Origin of the sequence: Lentzea waywayandensis (assembly GCF_900115955.1) — a bacterium.
GTDB lineage: Bacteria > Actinomycetota > Actinomycetes > Mycobacteriales > Pseudonocardiaceae > Lentzea > Lentzea waywayandensis.
Genome location: NZ_FOYL01000009.1, coordinates 194320 through 219433 on the forward strand (window position 1 = coordinate 194320; position 25114 = coordinate 219433).

Genomic DNA, 25114 nt, shown 5'->3' on the forward strand with positions numbered 1-25114 from the left:
CCGGGGATTCCAACCCGTATCAGTCCCGCTACGCGGCGGAAGGAGGTTCGAGTTGAGGTTCACGGTTCGCCGGCCCGGCCAACGCCCGGCCTCCCCGTGCAGTCACGGCACGCCCTGCCGCGATGTTCCTGGCCGCGTTCACATCGGCGTTGGCCTGGTGCCCGCAGGCAACGCATCGGAAGACCGCTTGGCTCTCGCGGTTCTCCGGCACGCAATGCCCGCAGGCCGAGCAGGTCTGCGACGTGAACGCGGGATTGATCTTTTCGACCCTGCCCGGCGCCTTGTGCTCCAGGCGGGCCACGAGCCGGCCCCACCCGGCGGCGAGGATGCCCCGGTTCAACCCGGCCTTCTGACGCACGTTCCGGCCGGGCCGCTGGACGGTGCCCCTGGCCGAGCGAGTCATGCCCCGGATGTTGAGATCCTCGACCCGGATCAGGTCGAACCGGCGGGCCAGGTCGGTGCTGGTTTTCTCGACCCAGTCCCTGCGCCGGTCCGCCTCCCGGGCCGCGAGCTTCGCGATGGCGGTCTTGACACGCCTGCGCCGGTGGGAGCCACGCTTGGCGCGGGCAAGCGCGCGCCGCAACCGCGTCAGTCGGCGCTGCTCGCCGGGGGACAGCGCGGGGCAGGTCAACAGGTCCCCGGTCGACAGCGCCGCGGCCACGGTCACGCCTCGGTCCACACCGACAACCTCGCCGGTGCCCGGTGCGGGGATCGAGTCCGGGATGGTGGCGAAGGCGAGGTGCCAGCGGCCGGCGTGGTCGCGGGTGACCCGGAAGGACTTCACCCCGGTCGCGACGTTCCTGCTCCAGCGGAACCGCACCCAACCGACCTTGGGCACCCACACACGGCCCGTCTTCCGGTTCAGGCGCTGGACATGCTCAGGCCTGACGGCGACCTGCCGGAACCCCTCATGCTGTCCGGCCTTGCGCCACGTCGGCTTCCGGTGGGTGCCGCCGAAGAAATTCCCCACGGCTTGGGCGAAGTCCCGCAAAGCCTGCTGCTGCACCGTCTGGCTGCCTGCCCGCAACCAGTCGAACCCGGCACGCGCTTCGGTCAACTGCCGGGCCTGCTCAACGTAGTTCGGGGCCCAGGCACGTCCGGGTTGCCAGTGGGAGTGCTGTTCAACGGCGAGATTCCACACATACCGGGCATGCGCGCAATGGTGCAACAGTCCAGTCTCCTGCACGGCCGTGGGCAGCAGGCGCTAGCGGGACACGACGATCACTGTAACCGGGGCCACCGACAATCCCGGCCGCCGACGCGGCCGGGGACGGCCGGAACGGCTCCTCCCCGGCCTGAAGTCCGGGGTCTCCGCCGATTGGAGACTTGATGAAAGAGCTCGACGAGGCATTCGAGCTGCTGCATCGCGACGCCCGCGAGACGCCTGGCGACCTGGCCGGGGCGCGCGCCAGGCTGATGGACGAGCTCGACGGCGTGACGCCGTTGCGGCGGCGACGGAGGTGGGTGCTGCCGGCGGCCGCGGCGGCGGTCGTCCTGCTGGCCGCGGGCACGGTCGGGGTCGTGGTCACCCGCCAGCGGACGCTGACCGTCGCGACGGCGTCCGAGGTGCTGCTGCGGGCGGCGGACAGCATCGACGTCGGCGCGGTGGAGCCGAAGGCCGGGCCTGGCCAGTACCTGCTTCGCGTCGAACACGTGCGGTCCAGCCGTTCGAACGCCGAGAACCCGGACGGCAGCGTCGGCTACACCTATCTGCTGGAGCAGGAGATCTCGCGCTGGATCCCGGCGAACGACCGCGACGTCTGGCAGGAGACGCGCAAGGTGCTGGGATCGCCGCGGCTGATCGGCCAGAACCTGCCGGACGGACGGATCCCGCCGATGGGGTTTCAGCCCACCGACGACGGCCAGTGGGCCGGTGCGTGTGGTGACTTCTTCCCGCAGGCCCAGCCGAAGAAGGTGTGCGGCGATCCGACCGACTGGGACAGCCCGGAGTTCTACGCGCGACTGCCTCGCGATCCGGACGAGCTGTACGGCCGGCTGAAGGAGCTGACGGCGAACCGCGGCAGCGCACCGGACACGGTGTTCCACCACGCCGTCCAGATCCTGGCCACGGGCATGATGCCCGCGGACCTCAGAGCCCAGTGGTACCGCGCGATCGCCAAGATCCCCGGCATCCAGATCGCGGCCCAGGCGACCACTGTGGACGGACGCGATGGCGTCGCGCTGGGTCTCACGACCGAGCACGAACAACGGCAGCTGATCATCGATCCCGCGACCGGCGAGTTCATCGGCGAACGCACGGTAGCCGGCGTGCGGCCGTACCAGGCCTGGATCAGGCCCGGTGTCGAGACCTATTCCAGTTCCATCACCACGTCCGTGGTCAACGGGCGCGGCCAGACGAGGTGACGGGTGAGGCCTCCCCCGACGGAAGCCCCACCCGTTCTCACCCAGCGGGCTTCGTCAGCACCGGCTTGGTCAGCAGCTGCGACGGTGCCCGCCTCGGCCGCGGGTCGATGCTCCCGGTCACGAAGATCTCGTACCAGAGGCAGAAGACCAGAACGGTCCAGATCTTCCGGCTGTGGTCCGCGACGTTCTCCTTGTGCTCCTTGAGCAACCGCCGCACCAGATCGAGGTCGACGAGCCAGTCGGCGCGCGAGGTGTCGAGCACGTGCGACGCCCACTGGTACATCTCGGCTCTCAGCCACACCCGGATCGGCGTGGGGAACCCGAGCTTCACCCGGTTCACGATGTGCGGCGGCACCACGCCTTCGAGGGCGCGACGCAGCGCGTACTTCGTGTCGGCCGATCGCGGCGGCAGCTTGAGCTCTCGCGGGATCGTCGCCGCCACGTCGAACACCGCGTGGTCGAGGAACGGCACCCGCACCTCCAGCGAGTTCGCCATCGACATCCGGTCGGCCTTGACCAGGATGTCGCCGCGCAGCCACGTGTAGAGGTCGACGTACTGCATCTTCTCGACGTCGCCCAGGTGCTGCGCCTCGGCGTAGACCGGCCCGGTGACGTCGGTGTAGCTCACGCTGGGGTCGTACTGCTTGAGCAGCACGGACTTCTCCGCCTCGGTGAACATCCGCGCATTGCCGTAGTAGCGTTCCTCGATCGGCGTCGTGCCGCGTTCGAGGAAGCTCCTGCCCTTCACGCCCTGCGGGATGGCCTTCGACACGGCCCTGAGTCCGCGCCGCACGCCGTCGGGCAGGCCGGTGACCGCCTTGAGCGACAACGGTTCCCGGTAGATCGTGTAGCCGGCGAAGAACTCGTCGGAGCCCTCGCCGGACAACGCGACCGTGACGTGCTCGCTCGCCTTCTTCGCCACGTGGTACAGGGGGACGAGCGCGGGATCGGCGACCGGTTCGTCGAGGTGCCAGATGATCTCGGGCAGCGCGTCCATCATCATCTGCGCGTCGACCACCACCGGGTGCATCGTCACGCCGAGGTGCCGTGCGGTCTCCTCGGCGACCGGCAGTTCGGAGTACCCCTCGACCTCCAGCGCCGCGGTGAACGTCAGGATGTCCGGGTTGACCTCCCGTGCCAGCGCGACGACCGCGGTGGAGTCGATGCCGCTCGACAGGAACGCGCCGACCGGCACGTCGGACCGCATGTGGATGCGGACGCTTTCCCTCAGCGCGTCCCGAATTCGGGCGTAGAGCTGCTTCGGGTCGTTCTGCGGCACCGGCCGGAACTCCGGCCGGTAGTACCGGCGCACGGCCAGGCCGTCCTCCGGCCGGTAGGTGAAGCACTCCCCCGAACCGATCCGTTTGATCTGCCGGTGCAGCGTCGCCGGCTCCGGCACGTACTGAAGCGTCAGGTAGTAGGACAGGCTCGCGTGGTCGAGGGTCTGGTCGCCCCAGGCGGCGAACGGCAGCAGTGCCTTCTTCTCGCTCGCGAAGAACACGCCGTCGTCGGTGACGAGGTGGAACAGCGGCTTGATGCCGAACGGGTCACGCGCGCCGAACGCGAGCCGTTCCTGACGGTCCCAGATGACGAACGCGAACATCCCGCGCAGCCGCCGTACCGCCGCCTGCCCCCAGTGGTGATAGGCGGCGGCGATGACCTCCGTATCGCCTTTCGTCGCGAACGTGAGCCCGGCGGCGATCAGTTCATCTCTGAGTTCCAGGTAGTTGTAGATCTCGCCGTTGAACGTGATGACATAACGTCCGTCCTCGTATTCGAGCGGCTGCTCGCTGTGCTCGACGTCGATGATGGACAGCCGCTTGAAGCCCATCACCACTTCGTCGCCGACGGTCACGCACCCGGTGTCGTCCGGGCCGCGGTGGTGCAGGGTTTCGAGCGCTCTCTCGATCCCGGCGGTCTTGTCCTTCGCCGAACCGGAGGCGCAGATGTAGGTCAGCAGTCCACACATGAGATTGAGAACGTCCTCGGTCAGGGAATCAGGGCGGGAATGCTGGAGTCGAGCAGACCGCGCGCGGCCAGTTCGCCGTACAGCGGGGTGGTCTCCGGGAAATGACCCCAGGCGTGGTCACCACTGCCGTCGCCGACATTTCCGAGCAGCTGACGCTGAACCGGGGAAATGTTCTCCCACCACGACTGCGCGGGCAGGTCCTCGATCTCGTCACGAATGCGGATCCACCGCGAGGTGTAGCCGAAGAACGCGACCTTGCGCGTCACGTCGGAATGGTTGTCGGAGCGCGCGTGCCAGATCCTGCGGTCGAAGAAGAGCACGTCTCCGGGCTCGACCAGCACCTGCTGGGCACCGTCCGGCGTGGGCCACTCGACGCCCCGGCGGGGCGGCCCGGGAAGCCAGTTGGTCTTGTGGCTACCAGGCACGATGGTCAGGTTGCCGCGTCCGGGCCGCGACACGTCCGAGAACCAGTAGGCGAGCTTCACCGACAGTCGCGGCCGCGGGTCGGTCTCGATCTCGCGGTTCTGCCGGCCGCCGTCCTGGTGCCAGTGCCACCAGAACGGCTTCTCCTCCTTCACACGCGGGTGCACGTCGATGTGCGAGTGGTAGACGTGGGTGTTCCATCCCATCATCGACCAGACGTAACCGAAAACGGCCGGGTGGTCGAGCAGCCCGGCCAGATCCGGACAATGCCGCACCGCGCTGAGCAAATGCAACGACTCACCCGGAGTGTGCCGCGCGTGAACCCGGTCGATCGCGTTTCGGTAGAACTCGACCTCGTCCGGGGAAAGCGCGCCGCGAATGACCAGATAGCCGTCCTCGTCGAACTGTTCGCGTTCCGCCCTGGTCATCGTCGTCCAGGCAGCATTCATCACGGGTGCGTTCAAGGCGACAGCCTTTCAGGTCCGAGGAATCGATGACGAGCTCGGCGGCTCGGCACATTTCGATTTCAAACCCGTCCACCCCGAAAAAGCGAGCCTTTGTGGGATGGGTCTCAAGGGGCCGCAATCGCGGGACGCACCCGGTCGCCGCGGACAAGCGTTCTTCAGCGTTGTGTAACAGTCCAGGAAGGTCTCGGCGGCAGCCAACCTCCGCCGGATTCGGCGCGTCGACAAGGGCATGACCGGAGAAATGGGCGAGGGCCCTGGTTGCCCAGGACCCTCGCGGAACTGCTCGGGGAGACCCGCCTACGGGGCCAGGTTGATGCCCCACGTGTCGATCGTGCCGACGTCCGACGCCGCCAGGTCACGGACGCGGAGCTTCCACGTGCCGTTGGCGGTCTCGCTCGACACGTTGGCCGTGAACGTGCGGTCGATGTTGTCGGCGGAGCCACCGGTGCGGTTGTGGAGCGTGTAAGACGTGCCGTCAGGCGCGATCAGCGCCACCGTCAGGTCACCGACGTACGGGTGGACGATCCGCACCGTCACCACGGAACTGGCGGACGGCGTGGCGGAACATCCGGAGATCACGACGTCGCTGTCGACCGCGGCACCCGCGTCCGGGATGGCGACGTCGTTGGGGTTCGTGCCGGTGCAGCTGCCACCGCCGCCGCCCGTGACGGTCAGCGAGTAGGTGGCCGTGCGGGAGGCCGAACCGGCGGCGGTGATCGTCACCGGGTAGGTGCCCGCGGCGACCGACGCCGTGGTGCTGATCGTCAGCGTCGAGCCCGACCCGGTGGTCACCGAGGCCGGGCTGAACGAAGCCGTTGCGCCGGAAGGAAGTCCGGACGCGGACAGCTGGACGGTCTGCGCGTCACCGCTCACCGTGGCGGTGCCGACGGTGGCCGAGAGGGACGAGCCCGCCGCCACCGAACCGGACGTCGGTGACACCGAGACCGAGAAGTCGGCGCCCGGCGTGCCGGTGCCGACCGCCGACTTCCACAGGGTGTAGGCGATGCCGTCCACCGCGCGGTTGAGGTGCGTGTCGCTGATGTTCGCGGTGGTGTCGCAGGACGCGTGGTAGCAGGGGTCGAACGCGGCACCCGAGGTACCGCCCCACTTCGTCGCCTGGGCCGCCGTCTTGCGGGCGCTGGCGCCCATCGCGTAACCGGACGCGGGGATGCCCGCGTTGGTGAAGGACGCGTCGTCGGAACGGTTGCGGCCCTCGGTGTTCTCCTCCGGCGACAGGCCCAGGGAGTCCCAGTACGCCTTCATGTGCGTGGACTGGGTGCTGGTGATGTTGTTGATGAAGTAGCCGCCGTTGGTCGACCCGACCATGTCGAAGTTGTGGTAGGTCTTGATCTTCGTGCGCTCCGCCGTGGGCAGCTGCGAGACGTAGAAGCGCGAGCCGTTGAGGCCCTGCTCCTCGTCGGTCCACCAGCCGAAGCGGACCTTGTTCAGCATCGACGGGTTGCGCTGGGCGAGCACGAGCGCGGTCTCCAGCAGCGCCGCCGAGCCCGAGCCGTTGTCGTTGATGCCGGGACCCGCGGACACGCCGTCGAGGTGGGCGCCGAACATGTAGACGTTGTTCGCGTTGCCGCCGGGCCACTCCGCGATGACGTTCGGACCGGCGCCGGTGGTGCAACCCGAGGTGCAGGGCTGCTCGGTCACGGTGAAGCCCGCCGCGGTGAGCTTGTCCTTCACATAGGTCACCGACGCGCGGTAGCCGGCCGAGGTGGAACGCCGGTTGCCGCCGTTCTGCGACGCGATCGTGCCGAACTGCGCGAGGTGCGCCTTGACCGCGTTGATGTCGATGTCCGGGATCTGCGGACCGGTGCCACCGGTGACCGTCAGCGTGTAGGTCGCGGTCTTGGTCGTGGTGCCCGCGGCCCGGACGGTGATCGGGTAGGTGCCCGACGAGATCGACGCCGTGGTGCTGATCGACAGCGTGGAGTTCGAGCCCGTCGTGACGGACGAGGGGCTGAACGACGCCGTTGCCCCCGAGGGCAGTCCGGTGGCGGTCAGCGCGACGGTCTGCGCCTGGCCCGCCGTGGTCTGGGTCTGGACGGTGGTCGAGGCCGTCGATCCCGCCGCCACCGAACCGGAGGCGGGTGACACGGCGACGGAGAAGTCGTTCGCCGGGGTCGAGCCGCCGAGGTTCAGCGACCAGGTGTCGATCCGGCCGACGTCGTTGGCCGCGTTGTCGTTGACCCGCAGCTTCCACGTGCCGTTCGAGGTCTCGCCCGACAGGTCGACGGTGTAGGTCTGGTCGATGTTGTCCGCGGAACCGCCGGAGCGGTTGTGCAGGACGTAGGCGGAGCCGTCCGGCGCGACCAGGCTGACCTGGAGGTCGCCGATGTAGGTGTGGACGATCTTCACCGGCACGGTGGCGGTGGCCGACGGAGCCGACGCGCAGTCGCTGATGGCGATCGACGACTCGACCGTCGTGTTGTCACCGATCGCCACGTCTGCGTCGTTGGTGCCGGAACACCCGGCGGCCAGGGCGGGCGCGGAGGCCGCAGGGAGGGCCAGCGCCGCCACGGTGACAGACACCAGGGCTGTGGCGAGCAGAGATCTTCTTCTTCGCACAGTCGGGCTCCTTCGCAGGAATGCAGGGTCACGCGACCGTAGCTGTCGGAGTCGCGCCGGACATCCGGTCTTTCGGAGGGTTGTCGTCACGATTGACGTGCGGCGATCCGCCGATGCCCGTTTTCACTTTTAAGTCCCGGCTTCCGTTGCGCCATCAGAGGGATAGCGTCGAGCTCCCGGCCGGAAGGAGACATCGATGTCGCTCGCGATGCCCGACTTCGCGTCCACGTTGCGGGACGCCGTCGTGGCGCGCGGTCTGTCACTCGAACGGATCCGCGACCACCTCGCCCGCCGCGGCGTGTCGGTCAGCCTCGCGACGCTGAGCTACTGGCAGACGGGCCGCAGCCGGCCGGAACGCCGTGCCTCGCTCGCCGCCGTCACGCACCTGGAGGAAGTGCTGGCTCTGGAGCCCGGCGCGTTGTCCGCCCTGCTCGCTCCGGCGTTGCGCGGGAGCCGCCTGCAGAGTTCCATCAGCGCGTTCTGGCCGACGCCTTCGGTGATCGAGGACGTGGTCGGCGGGGTCGACACGCGCTGGGACTCGCGGCTGACGCGGATCAGTCAGCACGACCGCGTGACGGTCGGGCCTGATCGGGGTGAGCGGTCGTTCGTGTCGCGGCAGGTGCTGCGGGCCGAGGAGGACGGGCCGGACCGGTGGGTGGTGATCCTGCACCTCGACGAGCACGACCGGGCGTTGCCGGTGATCAGGCCGCTGCACAACTGCCGGCTCGGGCGGGTCGTCACGCGTCCTTCCGACGGGCTGCTGGTGGCGGAGCTGATGTTCCGGGCGCCGTTGCGGCGGGGGCAGACGGTGATCACCGAGCACGAGCTGGTGAACCAGGCGCCGTATCCGTTGGCCACCAACTACTCCCGGAAGTTCCGGCGGCCGGTGCACGAGTACGTCCTGGAGGTCACGTTCGACGCGGTTCCGCGCACCTGCCGCCGGGTGGTGCAGGACGCGGACGGGGCGCGGCAGTCGTTCGGGGTGCGGCTGGACGAGGGCGGGTCGGTGCTGGGAGTCGCGTTGAAGTTCGGGCCGGGCTGCTACGGGTTCGAGTGGACCTGGTGAACGACCGTTCACCAGGTCCACTCTCCTCCTAGACCGTGAGCGACCAGCTGCTCAGGACGCCCGTGTCACCGGGACCGTTGTCCCCGATGCGCAGCGTCCAGGTGCCGCTCGCGGTCTCCCCTGCACCGGGGACCACGGTGAACGTCCTGCCCGCCGGGAACGGATGGCAGCTGTAGCCGCCACCGGGCGTGCGCATCAGCGGATACGCGCGGCCGCTCGGCGCGACGAGCGTGACGTTCAGGTCTTCCAGGCAGGTGTGGGTGGCGTCCACCTTGACCGTGATCGGGTTCTGGGCGGAGCCGGTGGCGGTGGATCGCACCACGCTGATCGCCACCTGGAAGTCACGGATCGGGTAGTCCGTGTCGTTCGTGAACGTGCGCCCGCCGGTGTTGCCGGACGACGTGCGCGCGTTGACCGCTGCCGACAGCTTCGACTGGTTTCCGGCTGCGTCCAGCGCACGGACGGTGAACGCGTAGGCGGTGTCGGCGGTCAGTCCGCTCACGGTCGCGGTAGTACCCGTGACCGTGGTGGCGACCGTGTTGCCGTTGAGCACCTCGTAGCCCGCGACGCCGACGTTGTCCGTGGAAGCGTCCCAGGCCAGCGAGACGCTCGACGCCGTGACGCCCGTGGAGCGGAGGTTGTTCGGCGCGGTCGGCGGTTCCGCGTCGGCGCTGCCCGGCTGGGTGCGGGCGGTGACGGCCGCGCTGGCGGCGGACGCGTTGCCGGCGGCGTCCTTGGCCTTGATGGTGAACGTGTAGTCGGTGTCCGCCTTCAGGCCGGTGACGGTCGCCGTGGTGCCCGTGACGGTCGTGGCGAGTGTGCCGCCGTTGTAGACGTCGTAGCCCGTCACCGCGACGTTGTCCGTGGAGGCGTCCCAGGCCAGTGACACGCTGGACGCGGTGGTGCCGGTCGAGCGCGGGTTGCCGGGAGCGCTGGGCGCAGCGGTGTCGCCGCCACCGGTCACCAGGGTGAGGTTCCACTTGCGCAGTGCCTCGTTGACCGGCTGGAAGATCGACAGGTCGTCGTCGTTGGTCGGGTTCTGCACGCACTGCGACGGGCCGCCGTCGTGCAGGCCGACCGCCTTGTCGCCGAGCAGCCACCCGCCGCCGGAGTCGCCGCCCTTCGAGCACGCGGTCGTCCAGGTGAGGTCCTCGATGATCAGCCCGCCGCCGTAGTCGACGGACTTGTGCGTGTACTTGACCTCGCCGCACTGCCACTTCGAGGTGTTGCCGGAGTGGCAGACGCGATCGCCCACCATCGCCTCGGCCGACCCGGTCACGGTGATCGCGGGCGAGCCCCAGGTGTTGACGACCGGAGACAGGGTCCAGCTCGCCTCGGTCACCGCGACGACGCCCATGTCGCCCTCGCGGGCGTTGACGCTGCGGGTACCGCCGACGTTCGAGGTGCCGATCCGGTTCTGCTGCCCGGACTGTCCGAAGGCGGCCTGGTTGGCATCGTTCGTGCAGTGCCCGGCGGTCAGGAAGTGCTTGCCTCCGTTGACATCGGTCGCGGCGAACCCGACCGAGCAGTTCGACTCCGAACCGGGCCACCACGGGCTGCCGGTCTGCACGGTGCCGGCCTGCTGCCGTTGCTGGGACTTGGTCTCCACGACGTGCACGCCGAGCCCGCGCGCCTTCTCCAGGAACCGTTCAGTCGCCTCGGTCTTGCGCGAGGTGTTGACCGTGACGTCGACCTGGTTGTCGCGCACGTCGACACCCCAGCTGTACACGCCGGGCACGCCGCCGCCGATCAGCTTCTTGACCTCGCCGAGCGTCCGGTCGAGTTCCGCGGCACTGCGTTGCACCACAACGGCGTTGACGCCCTCGGCGCGTGCTTGCCGTGCCGCGTTCTCGGTCGGGACCGCGACGGTGAGCTTGCCCGCCGACGCGTCGAACCAGTGCCCGGCGAGCTGGCCGCGCAGGTCCTGCGACAGGCCCTTGAACCGCTGGTGGGCCTCGTTCTGCTGGGCCTGAGGGTCCGGCTGAGCGGCGGACGCGCTCTGCACGGCACTGAGCGCGCTGATCGTCAGGACCGATCCGCACGCGGCAGCGATGATTTTGCTGCGCAATCGCATGAGTGGAACTCCTTCGCAGGCAGGGTGCCGAAACGGTATTCCGGGAAACCCGCGACCTGCGAATTTAACTTTTCGGTCCTACCTCTTCAATTCAGGCCACCGCGCGTGGTCTTCGTTGATGCGGAACTCGTGCGAATGCGTCCACACACCGCCGGTGGGGTCGCGGTGCTCGTGCTCGACGACTTCCGGGTCGTGCGTGGGCCAGAGCCTGAGTGCTCCCACCGCGCCAACGGCGGTGATCGCGCCGAGCACCACGAACGCGGTGGTGATGTTCGCGGACGTGGCCAGCCACCCGGCCAGCGGATAGCAGAGCAGCCAGCAGGCGTGGGACAGCGCGAAGTCCGCGGCGAACAACGCGGGCCGGTCGAGCGGGTCGGCGGAGCGGCGCAGCAGCCGGGCGCCCGGCGTGAGCGCGAGCGAGCACCCGGCGCCGATCAACGCCCACAACACCAGCAACGTCGGCCAATGCCCCGCGAACACCGTGCCGGCGAACAGCACGGCCACGAGCACGGCTGCCGCACGCAACACCACAACGCGATCCGTGAATCGATCGAGCAGCCTGGGCAACATCAACGCCGCTGTCAGTGACCCCAGACCGTTGGCGGCCAAGGCGATGGCGACATCCGACGCATCACGGCCCAGCCCGTCCCGCACGTGCGCCACGGTGTTCACGAACACCATCGAGCCCGCGGCCGCCGCTGCGAGATGCACGGCGAGAAGGCCGCGCAACCGCGGCGTGGCCAGGTAGATGCGGATGCCGCGCGTGGTGTTGTCGTACCAGCCTCCCTTGCGCGGCAACGGTTTCGGGCGCGGCAGCACCACTGACGTGACGAGCAGGGCGGACGCAGCGAAGCCGAGCGCGGTGCCCAAGAAGAGCTGGTGGAAGCTGAAGACCGCCAGTGCCGCGGCGGCGAGAGCGGGACTGAGCAGGCTTTCCAGGTCGTAGGCCGTGCGGGACAACGTGATCGCGCGGGTGTACTCGCGTTCGTCGGGCAGCACGTCCGGAATGGTCGCCTGGAACAACGGCGTGAACGCGGCGGATCCGGCCTGCAACAGGAAGATCAGCACGTAGACCTGCCACACCTCGTCGACCCACGGCAGCGTCGCGGCGACCGCGACCCGCGCGAGGTCCAGCGCGACCAGCACCGCGCGGCGAGGCAGCGCACCGAGCAGGGCCGTGGCGATCGGCGCGACCGTGACGTAGGCGATCATCTTGATCGCCAGCGCGGTGCCGAGCACCGCGCCCGCCTCACCTCCGGCGAGGTCGTAGGCCAGCAGGCCGAGCGCGACGGTGGCCAGTCCCGTTCCGGTCAGCGCGACGACCTGGGCGCCGAACAGATTCCGGTACCTCGGATCGCGCAGAACGGAAATCACGGGCGCACTATATGCACGGAAATAGGTTTGCGTCGACGGTGCAATAGCCGCTCCATGGCAACAGCAACTCACTCACAACAAATTCGCGTTAGGGTTTCGCCGTGACCCCGTACGACGAAGTGGCGTCCCTCTACGCCGAACTCTTCAGCGACATGCTCGACACCAGGCCACTCGAGCGCGCGATGCTGGCCGCGTTCGCCGAACTCACCACCGGACCGGTCGCCGACCTCGGTTGCGGTCCCGGCCACCTGACCGCGCACCTGCGCTCGCTCGGGCTGGACGTCTTCGGCCTCGACCTCTCCCCCGCGATGATCGCCCTCGCCCGCGAGGCCCATCCGGACCTGAGGTTCGAGGAGGGTTCGATGACCGCGCTGGACCTCGAAGACGAAGCTCTCGGCGGCATTCTGGCGTTCTACTCAGTCATCCACATGCCGCCGCACGAACTCCCGGCCGTGTTCGCCGAGTTCTTCCGCGTGCTGGCGCCCGGCGGCCACCTGATGCTCGGGTTCTTCGCGGGCGACGATCCCGAGCCACAGGAGTTCGACCACAAGGTCACGCTCGCCTACCGCTGGTCGCCCTCCGGCCTGATGGATCTCTTGAAACAGGCCGGATTCGCCGAGGTCGGCAGGCTGGTGCGGGAACCGGTCGACGGTGAGCGGTTCCTGCAGGCCCAGGTGCTGGTCCGCAAGAGCTAGTGGCGCGTCTCGGCACGTTGGCGAGGTAATCCACGCTCAGCAGGGCACCTCGTGGTGTCGTCCCCACGCCCCCGTACAGCCAGTACGAAGACGTGGGGACGACACCACGAGGCACCCGTCTGACCGCGAATTCCCCTGGCAACGTGCCAAGCCACACCACTAGCGGAAGACGACGGTTCCGTTGCCGTTGAGCAGAACCCGGTGCTCGCAGTGCCAGCGGACGGCCCGCGACAGCGCGAGAGCCTCGGCATCGCGACCGGCGGCGGTGAGCGCGCGGGGGTCGAAGGAGTGGTCCACGCGCAGCACCTCCTGTTCGATGATCGGACCCTCGTCGAGGTCGGGGGTGACGTAGTGGGCCGTCGCGCCCACGTACTTCACGCCGCGGTCGTAGGCCTGGTGGTAGGGCTTGGCGCCCTTGAAGCCCGGCAGGAACGAGTGGTGGATGTTGATCACGCGGCCGGCCAGCTTGGCGCACAGGTCGTTGGACAGCACCTGCATGTACCGCGCCAGCACCACCAGATCGGCCTGGTACTCGTCGACCAGTTCGACCAGGCGCTGCTCGGCGAGGTGCTTGGTGTCGGCGGTGTTCGGCACGTGCACGAAGTCGAGCCCCGCCGCCTCCGCCATCGGGCGCAGGTCCTCGTGGTTGGACACGACGGCGGCGATCTCACCGCCGAGACCGCCCGCACGCCAGCGGAAGAGCAGGTCGTTCAGGCAGTGGCCGGCCTTCGACACCATCACGAGCACGCGCGGCGGCCGGTCGTCCCACAGGTCGAAGTCCATCTCGAACTGGGTCGCGACCTTCGCGAACTCACCGGCGAGCTCGTCGGCTTCGACGCCGTCGCAGGAGAACGCGGTGCGCAGGAACAACGTCCCGCGCACGTCGTCGTCGAACTGCTGGTGCTGCACGATGTCACAGCCGTGATCGACCAGGAACGACGTCACGGCGTGCACGATGCCCGCGCGTTCCGGGCAGTGCAGGGTGAGGGTGAACTGGGGCATCACGCCACCGCCAGGTATTCGGAACACGCGTCGCAGAGCCACGCCGCGAGGTACTCGGCGAACGACGAGCGCACCAGGACCGTGACCCGGTCGTCGCCGTTCACCTGCAGGATGATTCCCGTCCTGGCGAGCAGCGTCTGCACGCAAGTGCCGCCGGGAGCCGAAGCCGGGTGCAGGTCCACGGAACATCCGTGAGCCAGCACGTCTCGGACTTTCGGCCCTTCCAGGACCACGGTCGTGCGCTGAGCCGAAGTGTCCACAACGGACCCTCTGACAGTCCCGAGCGCGCCACGCAACACCTCCTCGATCGTGATCTGCAGGTCGGGCGCGGCCACGACCAGGAACTCGTCGGGGCCCAGCCACAGCACCTCGACGTCCCCGAACCGTCCGGAGCCCGAGGTGAAAGTGCAAGCGGCAGAAGGGAACTGGACTCCGAGCGCCGAACCCATCGCGGCGATGGCGTCCGGATCCGACACGCGGACCGTGAGCTGCGAGCGGAACGGCTGCTCCGCGGCGTCCAGCACGGGGGCCAATGCCGCCAGCCGGTCGCGCCAGGCAGCGAGAGGACTAGCCGTCACGACGGGCTCCTTCCTTGTCGTACAGCACGGATTCGGTGACGGTGACCGGCACGAGCGCGTCCTCGACGGGCACGAACAGGGTCTCGCCGATGCGTTCGTGTCCCGAGCGCACCAGCGCCAGGGCGAACGTCCGGCCCAGCGCGGCACTCGGGTAGCTGGATGTGACGTGGCCGAGCATCCGGACCGGTGGTTCGGGCAGCCGGTCGGTCTCCACGATCTGCGACCCCTCCGGCAACAGCACCGAGGGATCGACGGGCAGGAGCCCGACCAGCTGCTTGCGGTCCGTGCGGTTGTTCTCGGCACGGGCGAACGAGCGTTTGCCGATGAAGTCGGGCTTCTTCTTCGACACCGCCCACGACATGCCCAGGTCCTGCGGCGTGACCGTCGCGTCGGTCTCCTGGCCGATGATCGGGTAGCCCTTCTCGGCGCGGAGCACGTGCATGGTCTCGGTGCCGTACGGCGTGATCCCGTACTGCTCCCCCGCCGCCATCAACGCCTCCCAGACGGCGATGCCGTGCCAGGCGGTCACGTTGATCTCGTAGGCCAGCTCGCCGGAGAAGCTGATCCGGCAGACCCTCGCCGGCACACCCGCGACGACGGTGTCGTGCCAGGTCATGAACTCGAACGCCTCGTTCGACACGTCCAGCGAGGGAGCCACGGCGGCGAGCACGTCCCGGGAACGCGGGCCCACCAACGGGATCGTGGCCCAGTGCTCGGTGACCGAGGTGCAGTGCACGTCGAGGTGCGGCCACTCCGTCTGGAGCCACTCCTCCATCCAGTCGAGGATCTTCGCGGCGTTGCCGGTGGTCGTGGTGATGAGGTACCGCTCGTCGCCGACGCGGATCACCGTGCCGTCGTCGATCACCATGCCGTCGACGCCGCACATCACGCCGTAGCGGATCTTGCCGACCTTCAGCGTGCTCATCATGTTCGTGTAGAGCATGTCCAGGAACTTGCCGGCGTCACGGCCCTGCACGTCGATCTTGCCGAGCGTCGAGCCGTCCATCATGCCGACGCTTTCCCGCGTGGCACGGCATTCGCGCAGCACGGCCGTGTGCAGGTCCTCGCCCGGCTTCGGGTAGTACCAGGGCCGCTTCCACTGCCCGACGTCCTCGAACAACGCGCCGTGAGCCACGTGCCACGGGTGGATCGCCGTGACGCGCACCGGATCGTGCAGTTCGCCGCGGTCACGTCCCGCCAGCGCGGCGAAGGAGACCGAGGTGTAGGGCGGGCGGAACGTCGTGGGCCGTTGGTCCTCCAGTTCGACGCCCAGCGCTTCGGCCACGATGCCCGCCGCGATCATGCCGGACGTCTTGCCCTGGTCGTGCGCGGTGCCGATGGTCGTGTAGCGCTTGATGTGCTCCAACGACCGCAGGCCCGCACCGGTCGCCCGCAGCACGTCCGCGACCGTCGAATCCCGTTGCAGGTCGACGAAGCTCGCGTCGTCGTCGCCCGGCACCCGCCACAGCACGAGGCCGGAGCGTGCCGTGCACCGCGAGTCCGACACGGGCAGCGGAACCTGACCGCCGGGCGCGAACCCGGCAGCGGCGGCAGCCTCCGAACCGACGTCCCGTCCCTGCCGCGCACACGCGTTCAGGTCCAGCTCGCCGGTCGCGGATCCCGCCACCCGGACCGTCGAAAGCTCCTCGCCCGGCACGAAAGCACCGAGTTCCGCGTCGTAGCGCAGCTTCCCGCGCGCCTGGCTGAACAGGCTCACCACGGGATTCCAACCGCCTGACACGAGGACGGTGTCGCACGCGACGGTGATGTCCGGCGACGCGGGGGCCAGCGGGCCGATCCGCACTCCGGTCACCCGGCCGGCGCCCTCGGTCCCCACCACCACGTGCCCGGCGCGGACCTCGATGCCCCGCGCCGCGCACTCGGTCGCGAGCCGGGCAGGAGCCTCGTGGCGAGCGTCGACGATCAGCGCGATGTCCACACCGGACTCCGCGAGGTCGATGGCCGCGCAGTACGCACTGTCGTTGGTGGTGAACACGACGGCCCGCGAGCCGGGCAGCACGCCGTAGCGGTGCAGGAACGTGCGGGCGGACGAGGCCAGCATGATGCCGGGCCGGTCGTTGTCCGCGAACACCACAGGGCGTTCGTGAGCACCGGTGGCGAGCACGGTCTGCCTGGTCCTGATCCGCCAGACCCGTTGCCGGGCAACACCTTCCGGTGCCGCGAACCCGAGGTGGTCGGTGCGCTTCTCCAGGGCGAGCACGAACCCGTCCTGATACATGCCGAACGCCGTCGTGCGCTCCAGCACCAGCACACCTGGGGTGCTCTTCAGCTCCGCGACGACGTCCGCGACCCACTCCGCGGACGGCCGCTCGTCCACGTACTCGTCCACGCCGAGCAACGCACCGCCGGCCTGGTTCTGCTCGTCCACCAGAACCACCCGCGCGCCACTGCGGGCAGCGGTCAACGCGGCGACCAGCCCGGCGGGCCCGGCACCGACCACCAGCACGTCGCAGTGCTCGTGCTTCGCGTCGTACCGCGCCGGATCCGGTTCGGCCGCGAGCTTTCCCTGACCTGCGAGGCCACGCGCCACCAGGCCGTCGTACAGCTCGACGGTCGTCGCGAGCAGCATCGGCTCGGAGAACGGAGCCTCGATCTGGACCAGCGACGTTGGATCCTCGGAGCCCGCGGCGACAATTCCGCGCGGCCGGCCGAGCTTCACGCTGCCGCCGACCTCGTGCACGCCGTGGGCGAGCAGGGCCGACGCGAGCGTGTCACCGGGGTGCCCGGTGTAGGACTGGCCGTTGAAGGTGAAGTGCAGCAGGGTGTCCCGGTCGATCGCGCCACCGGTGGGCGTGCGGAACGTCATGCGATCACCTCGGGCATGGGCTCGCCCACGCGGTAGACGGCCAACAGATCGTGGGTGCGGGTGTCGCGCACGGCGTTGAACCACCGGCGGCATCCGGCGTTGTGGCTCCAGCGTTCGGCGAACGGGCCGCTCGGGTTCTCCCGGAAGAACACGTACTGGGCCCACTCCTCGTCGGTCAGCGCCGACGGGTCCTCGGGGTACGCGACGTGGGCCTGGCCGCCGTAGTGGAACTCCGCTTCCTCGCGCGGCCCGCACCACGGACACGGGATGAGTTGCATCGTCAGCTCCTACTAGTGGGCGACGGCGGCGGCGCCGTGCTCGTCGACGAGAGCGCCCGTGGTGAAGCGCTCGAGGGTGAACGGCTCGTTGAACGGGTGCGGCTTGTCGTGCGCGATGGTGTGCGCGAAGCAGTCACCGACACCGGGTGTGGCCTTGAAGCCGCCGGTTCCCCAGCCGCAGTTCAGGTACAGCCCGCCCACCGGCGTGAGGCCGACGATCGGCGACGCGTCCGGGCTGACGTCGACGATGCCCGCCCACGTCCGCAGCAGATGTGCCCGCGCGAAGACCGGGAACAGCTCCAGCGCCGCCGACATCTGCTGCTCGATGATGTGGAACGAACCCCGCTGGCCGTACCCGTTGTAGCTGTCGATCCCGGCGCCCATCACCAGTTCTCCCTTGTGCGCCTGGGAGACGTAGACGTGCACGGCGTTCGACATCACGACGGTCGGATGCACGGGTTCGAGCAGTTCGGAGACCAAGGCCTGCAACGGATGCGAGGCGAGCGGCAGCCGCAGGCCGACCATCTTCGCGAGCACCGAGCTGTGCCCGGCCGCGCACAACGCGACCTTGCCGGCGGCGATGCGCCCGCGACTGGTTTCCACTGCGGTGATCCGGCCCTGGGACGTCTCCAGCCCGGTGACCTCGCAGTTCTGGATGAGGTCGACGCCCATCGCGTGCGCGGCCCGCGCGTAGCCCCAGGCCACGTAGTCGTGCTTCGCGATGCCCGCGCGCGGCTGGTAGGTCGCGCCCAGCACCGGGTAGCGGACGTCCGGCGAGGTGTTGACGATCGGGCAGATCTCCTTGACCCCGGCGGGATCCACCCATTCCGCGTCGATGCCGTTGAGCCGGTTGGCGTTGACTCGCCGGACGCTGTCGCGCACGTCCTGCAGGCTGTGCGCCAGGTTCAGCACACCGCGCTGGTCGAACAGGATCGGGTAGCCGAGGTCCTCCTCCAGGCCCTCCCACAGCTTCAGCGAGTGCTCGTAGATGCCGGAGCTCTCGTCCCACAGGTAGTTCGAGCGGATGATCGTCGTGTTGCGGGCCATGTTGCCGCCCGCGAGCCAGCCCTTCTCGAGCACCGCGACGTTCGTGATGCCGTGGACCTTCGCGAGGTAGTAGGCCGTCGCGAGACCGTGCCCACCCCCGCCGACGATCACGACGTCGTAGGAGGCCTTCGGTTCCGGGTTGTCCCAGAGGAAGTCCGGGTGCTCGGGCAGATGTGCTCCGGGCGGGCTGGTCATTGCGACGCCTCCAGCGAAATCATCTGGTCGACTACTGGTATATCAGTCTGTGCAGTACGGTAGGTCACATGAACGCACGGGTCAACGACGAGCCCGCCTCCGTCTCACTCACCGAGCAGGCGTACGTCGTGCTGCGCGATCGCCTGGTCATGCTGGAGATCAAGCCGGGCGAGCCCATCAACGAGGACAGGCTGCGCACCGAGCTCGGCGTGGGCCGCACCCCGATCCGCGAAGCGTTGAAACGACTGGAGCAGGAACGGCTCGTCGTCGCCTTCCCGCGCCGCGGCACGTTCGCCACCGACGTGAACATCTCCGACCTCTCGCACATCTCCGAGGTGCGCAGGACCCTGGAGCCCCTCGCCGCCGCCGCGTCCGCCGAGCGGGCCACCGCAGAAGACCGCACCGCGCTCACGGAACTGCGCTCGCGGCTCGACACAGCGCCTTCCGGTGACAACACCGAGCTGCTCCGCACCGACGTCGGCGTGCACCGCGCGATCTACGGATGCGTGCACAACCCGTTCCTGGAAGACACCCTGATCTCGTACGACAACCTGGCGACCCGCATCTGGTGCGTCTTCCTGCCGCGGCTGTCCGGAATGGCCGGTCACGTCGACGAGCACGTGCCCCTCCTCACCGCGATCATCGAGGGCGACGCGAAGAAGGCGAGCGAACTCGCCTCCCAGCACGTCATCGGGTTCGAACAGGCGATCAGGGCGTTGATCTGAGCTCTTCCGCGGTCGTCTCGCGGTAACCGGAGCGCAGCCATTCGGTGCGGCTCGGCCCTGAGCCCTCCGCACCGATCAGCTCGCCGGTGTCCGGGGAGAACGCGAGCAGGTGACCGGCGTGGGACACCACGACACCGGACCTGCCGGCGAACTCCCGGGACTCGTCCTCCACCGTCAGATCCACGCATTTCGCCAAGTGCAGCAAGAGAAGACGCTGCAGCGGCGGTGTCACGACCTGAAGATGCCACACCTGACGGAACGCCTTCATCACCGCCGCGGTCGTCGTCTTCGACGTCAACCTGCCGAGCTGGACGGCGAGGGAGGCCTCGTCGGTGGCCGTGATGAAGAGGTCCGACAACTGCCCCGCGGCGTAGTCCCCGCTGGGCGGGACCATCACCTCTTCTCCCTGGGTCACCAGCAGCCGTCCCGACCCGTCCGGCGCGATCCACTGCTTGCGTTCCAGGTGTTCGACGACGCTGGTCACCGTGCTTTCCCCGGTCCGGCTCAAGAAGCGGTTGGTGCGGCGATACGCACCAACCGTGTGCACGTAGTGATAGCGGCCGGTTCCTGACGGTTCTGGCGCGTGAGCGGTCTTCCTCGCGAGAACGCGCAGCAGTTCGTTCGCCCCCATGGGTCCCTTCTACCACCGTTTCGGCGAGGTGACCTCCTGCACCCAGCGGTGGAACTCCCCGATGTGGTGCTCGGACGGAACCAGCACCCCGCCGTCCCGGTAGGCCCGCGACGACATCGCGGGCTGACACCGTTCGCAGGCCTCGAAGTCCTGCTCGTTGACGCGGTGGAACAGCTCGACGGACCGCGACACGTCCTTTCCGGTGGCGACGACGTCCTTGGCGTAGAGCCAGTCGCACTCGACGATCGTGCGGTCGGCGGCCATCGGGAACATGCGGTGGATGATCACGTGGTCCGGCACGAGGTTGATGAACACCTGCGGCCGCACGGTGATCGCGTAGTACCGGCGGTCCTGCTCGGCGTCCACTCCGGACAGGTTCTCGAAGCCTTCGCTGCCGTCGATCGTGAAGCCCTTGATCTCCTCGCCGAACACCGCGCCGTGCCCGACGTAGTACTGCGCCGCGTAGCCGTCCGCGAACTCCGGCAGGACCTCCGTGAGCTCGGGGTGGATGGTGGCGCAGTGGTAGCACTCCATGAAGTTCTCGATGATGAGCTTCCAGTTCGCCTTGACGTCGTAGGTGATCCGGCGACCCAGGTCCAGTTCGCTGACCTGGTAGTTGCCGATCGCGTCGAGGTTGCCCAGGCGCTCGCGGACGTCCTGCTGCACGGTCTGTTCGAACGACGCCGGCTCGTCGGCCAGCGACAGCCACGCGTAGCCGAGCCATTCGCGGAGATGGACGGGCTTCAGGCCGTACTCGACGCGGTCGACGTCCGGCATCGACGTGAGGTTCGGCGCGGCGACCAGCTTGCCGTCCAGGCCGTAGGTCCAGGCGTGGTACGGGCACTGGAAGTTCCGCTTGACCGTGCCGGTCTCCTCGACGCACAGCTTGGCGCCGCGGTGCCGGCAGATGTTGAGGAACGCACGCAACGAACCGTCGCGCGAGCGGGTCACGAGCACGCTCTCGCGTCCGATTTGGACGGTGCGGAAGTTGCCGGCGTCCGGGAGGTCGGCGCTGCGGACCGCGCAGAACCACATCCGCTCGAAGATGTTCTCCTGCTCCAGCTCGAAGATCGCCGGATCGGTGTAGGTGCTGCCGGGCAGGGTGGGGATGAGGCTGGACGGCAGTTCGGTCTGGGTCATGAGCGGATCCGCTTCATCTCGGGGTCGAACAGCGGTTCGGACGACACGACGGCCTGGACTCGTTCGCCGAAGTACTCGATCTCGACCGGGGTTCCCTCCACCGCGACCTCGGCGGGAAGCCAGGCGTAGGCGATGTTCTTGCCGATCGAGTAGCCGCGGGCCGCGCTGGTCACGTACCCGACCGCCACCCCGCCCGCGAACACCGGCTCGGAGCCCATCACGACCTGGTAGTCGTCGTCGATGATCAAGCAGGTGAGCTTGCGGGCCGCGGTCTCCTCGGAACGGCCCTCCAACGCCCTGCGGCCGTGGAAGTAGCCCTTGTTCATGCGGACGGCGAAACCCAGCCCCGCCTCGTACGGGTCGTGCTCGGTGGTCACGTCGGCGCCCCACGAGCGGTAGCCCTTCTCCAGCCTCATGCTGGTGAACGCGCTGCGGCCGGCGGCGATGACACCGTGCTGCTGACCGGCCTCCCAGAGCGTGTCCCACAACCGGCGTCCCATGTCGGCCGTGGTGTAGAGCTCCCAGCCCAGTTCACCGACGTACGACAGGCGCATCGCGGTGACCGGCACCTCGCCGATGAAAGCCTCCTGCGCCTTGAAGTACCCCATGGCCTCGTGTGAGAAGTCCGTGCGGGTCAACGGTTGCAAGAGCTTGCGTGCAAGAGGTCCCCACAGCCCGATGCAGCAGGTACCCGGCGTGATGTCCGAGATGTGCACACCGCCGTTGGGCGGCAGGCGCCGGCGCAGCCAGTCGAGGTCGAGCGGGCCGTTCGCGCCGACCTGGAACCGGTTCTGGCCGAGCCGGGCGATCGTCAGGTCGCTGCGCACTCCCCCGTCCTCGTTGAGCAGCAACGTGTACACCACCGCGCCCGGCTTGCGGTCGAGCTGGTTGGTGGTCATGGTCTGCAGGAACGTCAACGCCTCCGGGCCGCTGACCTCCAGTCGTTTCAACGCGGTCATGTCGAACATCGCGACCCGCTTGCGGGCGACGAGGGCCTCGGCGCCGGCGATCGGCGACCAGAACCGGGACGCCCACTCGTTGCGTTCCGGGATCTCCGCGACCTCGGGCAGCCCAGCGTTGGCCTCGTACCAGTGCGGCCGCTCCCAGCCCGACGCCTCCAGGAACACCGCGCCGAGCTCCTTCTGCCGTTCGTAGAACGGGCTGGTGCGCAACGGTCGCGGGCGTTCGGCGGGCTGCAACGGGTGCAGGATGTCGTAGACCTCGACGAACGCCCGGCAGCTGCGTTCGTGCACGTAGCCGGGCGAGCGCTGGACGTCCTCGAACCGGTTGAGGTCGCAGCCGTGCAGGTCGATGTTCGGCTGACCGTCCACCAGCCACTCGGCCATCGCCTTCGCGACACCGGCGGAGTGCGTGATCCACACGGCCTCGGCGACCCAGAAGCCCTGCAGTCCGGGGTGTTCGCCGAGCAGCGGGTTGCCGTCCGGTGTGAAGGAGAACAGTCCGTTGACGCCCTCCTCGACCTTCGAGTCGCCGAGGGCCGGCAGCAGGTCGACGGCGGCGGCCCAGGAGGTCTCGAAGTCCTCCGGGGTGAACGCGATCTCGGACGGCATGGTCGGCGCCACGTCGTAGTCGAGGATGTCGTCGGCCGAGATCGGCATCGGCCGGTGCCCGTACGCGCCGATGCCGATGCGGTCGACGTGCTCGCGGAAGTACAGGTCGGCGTCCTGGTGACGCAGCAACGGCTTCGACATCTCGGACAGCTCGGTGTTGACGCCCTTCAACACCGCCAACGGAGCTGTCTTCGCGTACTGGTGGGCCATCGGGACCAGCGGGATGTCGAGGTCGACCATCCGCCCGATCCGCGGGCCCCACATACCGACGCAGGACACGACGATGTCCGCGGCGAACGTGTCGTGCTCGGTGACGACGGCCTTCACCCGGCGGCCGTTGCGTTCGACGCCGGTGACCTTGTGGTGCGCCAGGAACTTCGCGCCCCGCTCCATCGCCCTGCGCGCCTGCGCCTCGGCGGCCCTGAGCGGCTTCGCGATGCCGTCGCTCGGGATGTGGAAGCCACCGAGGATCCGGGCCGGGTCGAGCAACGGGTGCAGCCGCGCGCACTCCTCCGGATCACGCAGGTAGCTCTCGACGCCCCACGACGTCGCCCAGCCGTGGCGGCGCTTGATGTCCGTCCAGCGTTCCGGGGTGGTGGCGACCTCCAGCCCGCCGAGCTGCTGGAAGCACCACTTGTCGTCCATCGTCAGCGCCGTGTACTTCTCGACGGTGTACTGGGCGAACGAGGTCATGGTCTTGCAGCCGGTCGTCTGGAAGACCAGGCCCGGCGCGTGCGAGCTCGACCCGCCCGTGGCGAACAGCGGTCCCTGTTCGAGCACGGTGATGTCGGTCCACCCGCGCGCGGTCAGTTCGTCGGCGAGCGCGCATCCGACGATGCCCGCGCCGATCAGCACGACTCTCGGCTGGCTCACAGGACCACCACCGAACGAAGCACGCGGCCGTGGTGCATGTCCTCGAACGCCTTCTCGACGTCGCCCAGCCCGATCGTCTCCGAGACGAACGCGCCGAGGTCGAGCCTGCCTTGGAGGTACAGGTCGATCAGCATCGGGAAGTCGCGGCTGGGCAGGCAGTCGCCGTACCAGGACGACTTCACCGCGCCGCCGCGCGAGAACACGTCGATCAACGGCAGTTCGAGCTTCATGTCCGGGGTCGGCACACCGACGAGCACGGCGAGGCCGGCGTGGTCACGGGCGTAGAACGCCTGCTGGAAGGTCTCGGGCCGGCCGACCGCGTCGATCACGACGTCGGCGCCGTTGCCCTCGGTGAGCTCGCGGATCGCCTCCACGACGTCCTGCTCGCGGGCGTTGATCGTGTGCGTGGCACCGAACCGCTCGGCCCACCGCAGTTTCGTGTCGTCGAGGTCGACGGCGATGATCGTGCGCGCCCCCGCCAGCCGCGCTCCCGCGATCGCCGCGTCACCGACGCCGCCGCACCCGAGCACGGCCACGCTGTCGCCGCGCGTGACGCCACCGGTGTTGATCGCGGCGCCGATGCCCGCCATCACGCCGCAGCCGAGCAGGCCCGCGACCTCCGCCGGTGCCTTGGGGTTCACCTTCGTGCATTGTCCACTGTGGACGAGTGTCTTCTCGGCGAACGCGCCGATGCCCAGCGCGGGCGACAGCGGCGTTCCGTCGGCCAGCGTCATGGGCTGGGTGGCGTTGTGGGTGTTGAAGCAGTACTGGGGCCGGCCGCGCAGGCACGAGCGGCACGAACCGCACACCGCGCGCCAGTTCAGGATCACGAAGTCGCCCGGCGCCAGATCGGTCACGCCCTCGCCGACCGCTTCCACGATCCCCGCGGCCTCGTGCCCGAGCAGGAACGGGAACTCGTCGTTGATCCCGCCCTCCCGGTAGTGCAGGTCGGTGTGACACACCCCGCACGCCTGCACCTTCACCAGCGCCTCACCCGGACCGGGATCGGGCACGAGGATCGTCTCGACCGAGACCTTCGCTCCGCGCCCCGCCGCCACGACACCCTTCACCGCATGTGCCACTTCGTTCGCTCCCGTCGGCGAGTTCCGTAATACGCAACGCAGTCCGCATTATGCAACTAGCGGCATCACGGTGCGGTCCGCCGGAGCCGTTGTCAAGACCCTGTCGCACGGACGGAGGCATCCCGAACGGCAGCGAGCCCCCGGCCGTGACCGAGG

19 protein-coding genes are annotated in these 25114 nt (G+C 68.9%); 4 read left to right on the plus strand and 15 right to left on the minus strand.

Going from position 1 to position 25114, the window contains the following annotated elements; translation table 11 throughout:
- Window positions 1-28: 28 nt before the first annotated feature.
- Window positions 29-1201 carry an RNA-guided endonuclease InsQ/TnpB family protein gene (locus BM417_RS30765; protein WP_177320704.1) on the minus strand — a complete coding sequence of 391 codons (1173 nt, stop codon included), beginning with the start codon at window positions 1199-1201 and terminating at the stop codon, window positions 29-31.
- A 128-nt stretch (window positions 1202-1329) separates the two neighbouring features.
- Here BM417_RS30765 and BM417_RS30770 point away from each other — a divergent pair, with 128 nt between their 5' ends.
- On the plus strand, window positions 1330-2364 hold the full coding sequence (locus BM417_RS30770) for a CU044_5270 family protein (RefSeq protein ID WP_093601789.1): 1035 nt from the start codon (window positions 1330-1332) through the stop codon (window positions 2362-2364).
- Window positions 2365-2401: 37 nt separating this feature from the next.
- Here BM417_RS30770 and asnB read toward each other — a convergent pair whose 3' ends face one another.
- The 3 genes from asnB to BM417_RS30785 all read right to left on the minus strand — a co-directional run bounded on the left by asnB (window position 2402) and on the right by BM417_RS30785 (window position 7800).
- Window positions 2402-4333 (minus strand): asparagine synthase (glutamine-hydrolyzing), encoded by a 1932-nt coding sequence (gene asnB / locus BM417_RS30775; protein ID WP_093601791.1) that lies wholly within the window; start codon window positions 4331-4333, stop codon window positions 2402-2404.
- 20 nt (window positions 4334-4353) lie between these two features.
- Window positions 4354-5220: a phytanoyl-CoA dioxygenase family protein gene (locus tag BM417_RS30780; RefSeq protein ID WP_218164610.1), complete on the minus strand. Its 867-nt coding sequence runs from the start codon at window positions 5218-5220 to the stop codon at window positions 4354-4356.
- 300 nt (window positions 5221-5520) lie between these two features.
- Window positions 5521-7800: a proprotein convertase P-domain-containing protein gene (locus BM417_RS30785; protein WP_218164611.1), complete on the minus strand. Its 2280-nt coding sequence runs from the start codon at window positions 7798-7800 to the stop codon at window positions 5521-5523.
- 196 nt (window positions 7801-7996) lie between these two features.
- Between BM417_RS30785 and BM417_RS30795 the strand changes: the two genes are divergently transcribed.
- The gene (locus BM417_RS30795) at window positions 7997-8866 is read left to right on the plus strand and encodes an XRE family transcriptional regulator (RefSeq protein ID WP_177320687.1); all 870 of its coding nucleotides are present in this window, start codon (window positions 7997-7999) and stop codon (window positions 8864-8866) included.
- 28 nt (window positions 8867-8894) lie between these two features.
- Here the strand turns inward: BM417_RS30795 and BM417_RS49935 are convergent, their stop codons facing one another.
- Together BM417_RS49935 and BM417_RS30805 are read right to left on the minus strand one after the other, a co-directional pair.
- Complete coding sequence (locus BM417_RS49935) at window positions 8895-10940, minus strand: fibronectin type III domain-containing protein (RefSeq protein WP_093601795.1); 2046 nt, start codon at window positions 10938-10940, stop codon at window positions 8895-8897.
- Between the two features lie 78 nt (window positions 10941-11018).
- On the minus strand, window positions 11019-12314 hold the full coding sequence (locus tag BM417_RS30805) for an MFS transporter (RefSeq protein ID WP_093601797.1): 1296 nt from the start codon (window positions 12312-12314) through the stop codon (window positions 11019-11021).
- Window positions 12315-12466: 152 nt separating this feature from the next.
- On the opposite strand from BM417_RS30805, the gene BM417_RS30810 reads away from it, so the two are divergent.
- The gene (locus BM417_RS30810) at window positions 12467-13009 is read left to right on the plus strand and encodes a class I SAM-dependent DNA methyltransferase (protein ID WP_093602093.1); all 543 of its coding nucleotides are present in this window, start codon (window positions 12467-12469) and stop codon (window positions 13007-13009) included.
- A gap of 159 nt (window positions 13010-13168) precedes the next feature.
- On the opposite strand, the gene purU is transcribed toward BM417_RS30810, so the two are convergent.
- Genes purU through BM417_RS30835 form a run of 5 tightly spaced genes read right to left on the minus strand, consistent with a single transcriptional unit; the run spans window position 13169 to window position 18936 of the window.
- Entirely contained in the window at window positions 13169-14011 is an 843-nt protein-coding gene (purU, locus tag BM417_RS30815; RefSeq protein ID WP_093602095.1) for a formyltetrahydrofolate deformylase, read from the minus strand.
- Window positions 14011-14589 (minus strand): sarcosine oxidase subunit gamma, encoded by a 579-nt coding sequence (locus BM417_RS30820; protein ID WP_093601799.1) that lies wholly within the window; start codon window positions 14587-14589, stop codon window positions 14011-14013. Before BM417_RS30820 ends, purU begins: the two co-directional genes overlap by 1 nt.
- Entirely contained in the window at window positions 14579-17416 is a 2838-nt protein-coding gene (locus tag BM417_RS30825; protein ID WP_093601801.1) for a 2Fe-2S iron-sulfur cluster-binding protein, read from the minus strand. Before BM417_RS30825 ends, BM417_RS30820 begins: the two co-directional genes overlap by 11 nt.
- Window positions 17413-17694 (minus strand): sarcosine oxidase subunit delta, encoded by a 282-nt coding sequence (locus tag BM417_RS30830; RefSeq protein WP_093601803.1) that lies wholly within the window; start codon window positions 17692-17694, stop codon window positions 17413-17415. The genes BM417_RS30825 and BM417_RS30830 overlap by 4 nt, the downstream gene beginning before the upstream one ends.
- 12 nt (window positions 17695-17706) lie before the next feature.
- Window positions 17707-18936: a sarcosine oxidase subunit beta family protein gene (locus tag BM417_RS30835; protein WP_093601805.1), complete on the minus strand. Its 1230-nt coding sequence runs from the start codon at window positions 18934-18936 to the stop codon at window positions 17707-17709.
- 68 nt (window positions 18937-19004) lie between these two features.
- On the opposite strand from BM417_RS30835, the gene BM417_RS30840 reads away from it, so the two are divergent.
- A complete protein-coding gene (locus BM417_RS30840; RefSeq protein WP_093601807.1) occupies window positions 19005-19661 on the plus strand; it encodes a GntR family transcriptional regulator in 657 nt (218 codons plus the stop codon).
- Here BM417_RS30840 and BM417_RS30845 read toward each other — a convergent pair.
- From BM417_RS30845 to BM417_RS30860, 4 genes are all read right to left on the minus strand, one after another.
- Entirely contained in the window at window positions 19645-20145 is a 501-nt protein-coding gene (locus tag BM417_RS30845) for a hypothetical protein (protein ID WP_143138867.1), read from the minus strand. The genes BM417_RS30840 and BM417_RS30845 overlap by 17 nt on opposite strands.
- A gap of 156 nt (window positions 20146-20301) precedes the next feature.
- Entirely contained in the window at window positions 20302-21432 is a 1131-nt protein-coding gene (locus BM417_RS30850) for an aromatic ring-hydroxylating oxygenase subunit alpha (protein WP_093601811.1), read from the minus strand.
- A complete protein-coding gene (locus tag BM417_RS30855; RefSeq protein ID WP_218164612.1) occupies window positions 21429-23876 on the minus strand; it encodes a GcvT family protein in 2448 nt (815 codons plus the stop codon). Before BM417_RS30855 ends, BM417_RS30850 begins: the two co-directional genes overlap by 4 nt.
- Complete coding sequence (locus BM417_RS30860) at window positions 23873-24958, minus strand: S-(hydroxymethyl)mycothiol dehydrogenase (protein WP_093601813.1); 1086 nt, start codon at window positions 24956-24958, stop codon at window positions 23873-23875. The genes BM417_RS30855 and BM417_RS30860 overlap by 4 nt, the downstream gene beginning before the upstream one ends.
- Between the last annotated feature and the right edge of the window lie 156 nt (window positions 24959-25114).

What these genes read in the sequence shown, in the direction of transcription:
- BM417_RS30770 (WP_093601789.1), top strand. Translation starts at nt 1,330, where the DNA reads ATGAAAGAGCTCGACGAGGCATTCGAGCTGCTGCATCGCGACGCCCGC.
- asnB (WP_093601791.1), bottom strand. Translation starts at nt 4,333, where the DNA reads ATGTGTGGACTGCTGACCTACATCTGCGCCTCCGGTTCGGCGAAGGAC.
- BM417_RS30795 (WP_177320687.1), top strand. Translation starts at nt 7,997, where the DNA reads ATGTCGCTCGCGATGCCCGACTTCGCGTCCACGTTGCGGGACGCCGTC.
- BM417_RS49935 (WP_093601795.1), bottom strand. Translation starts at nt 10,940, where the DNA reads ATGCGATTGCGCAGCAAAATCATCGCTGCCGCGTGCGGATCGGTCCTG.
- BM417_RS30810 (WP_093602093.1), top strand. Translation starts at nt 12,467, where the DNA reads ATGCTCGACACCAGGCCACTCGAGCGCGCGATGCTGGCCGCGTTCGCC.
- purU (WP_093602095.1), bottom strand. Translation starts at nt 14,011, where the DNA reads ATGCCCCAGTTCACCCTCACCCTGCACTGCCCGGAACGCGCGGGCATC.
- BM417_RS30825 (WP_093601801.1), bottom strand. Translation starts at nt 17,416, where the DNA reads ATGACGTTCCGCACGCCCACCGGTGGCGCGATCGACCGGGACACCCTG.
- BM417_RS30830 (WP_093601803.1), bottom strand. Translation starts at nt 17,694, where the DNA reads ATGCAACTCATCCCGTGTCCGTGGTGCGGGCCGCGCGAGGAAGCGGAG.
- BM417_RS30835 (WP_093601805.1), bottom strand. Translation starts at nt 18,936, where the DNA reads ATGACCAGCCCGCCCGGAGCACATCTGCCCGAGCACCCGGACTTCCTC.
- BM417_RS30840 (WP_093601807.1), top strand. Translation starts at nt 19,005, where the DNA reads ATGAACGCACGGGTCAACGACGAGCCCGCCTCCGTCTCACTCACCGAG.
- BM417_RS30850 (WP_093601811.1), bottom strand. Translation starts at nt 21,432, where the DNA reads ATGACCCAGACCGAACTGCCGTCCAGCCTCATCCCCACCCTGCCCGGC.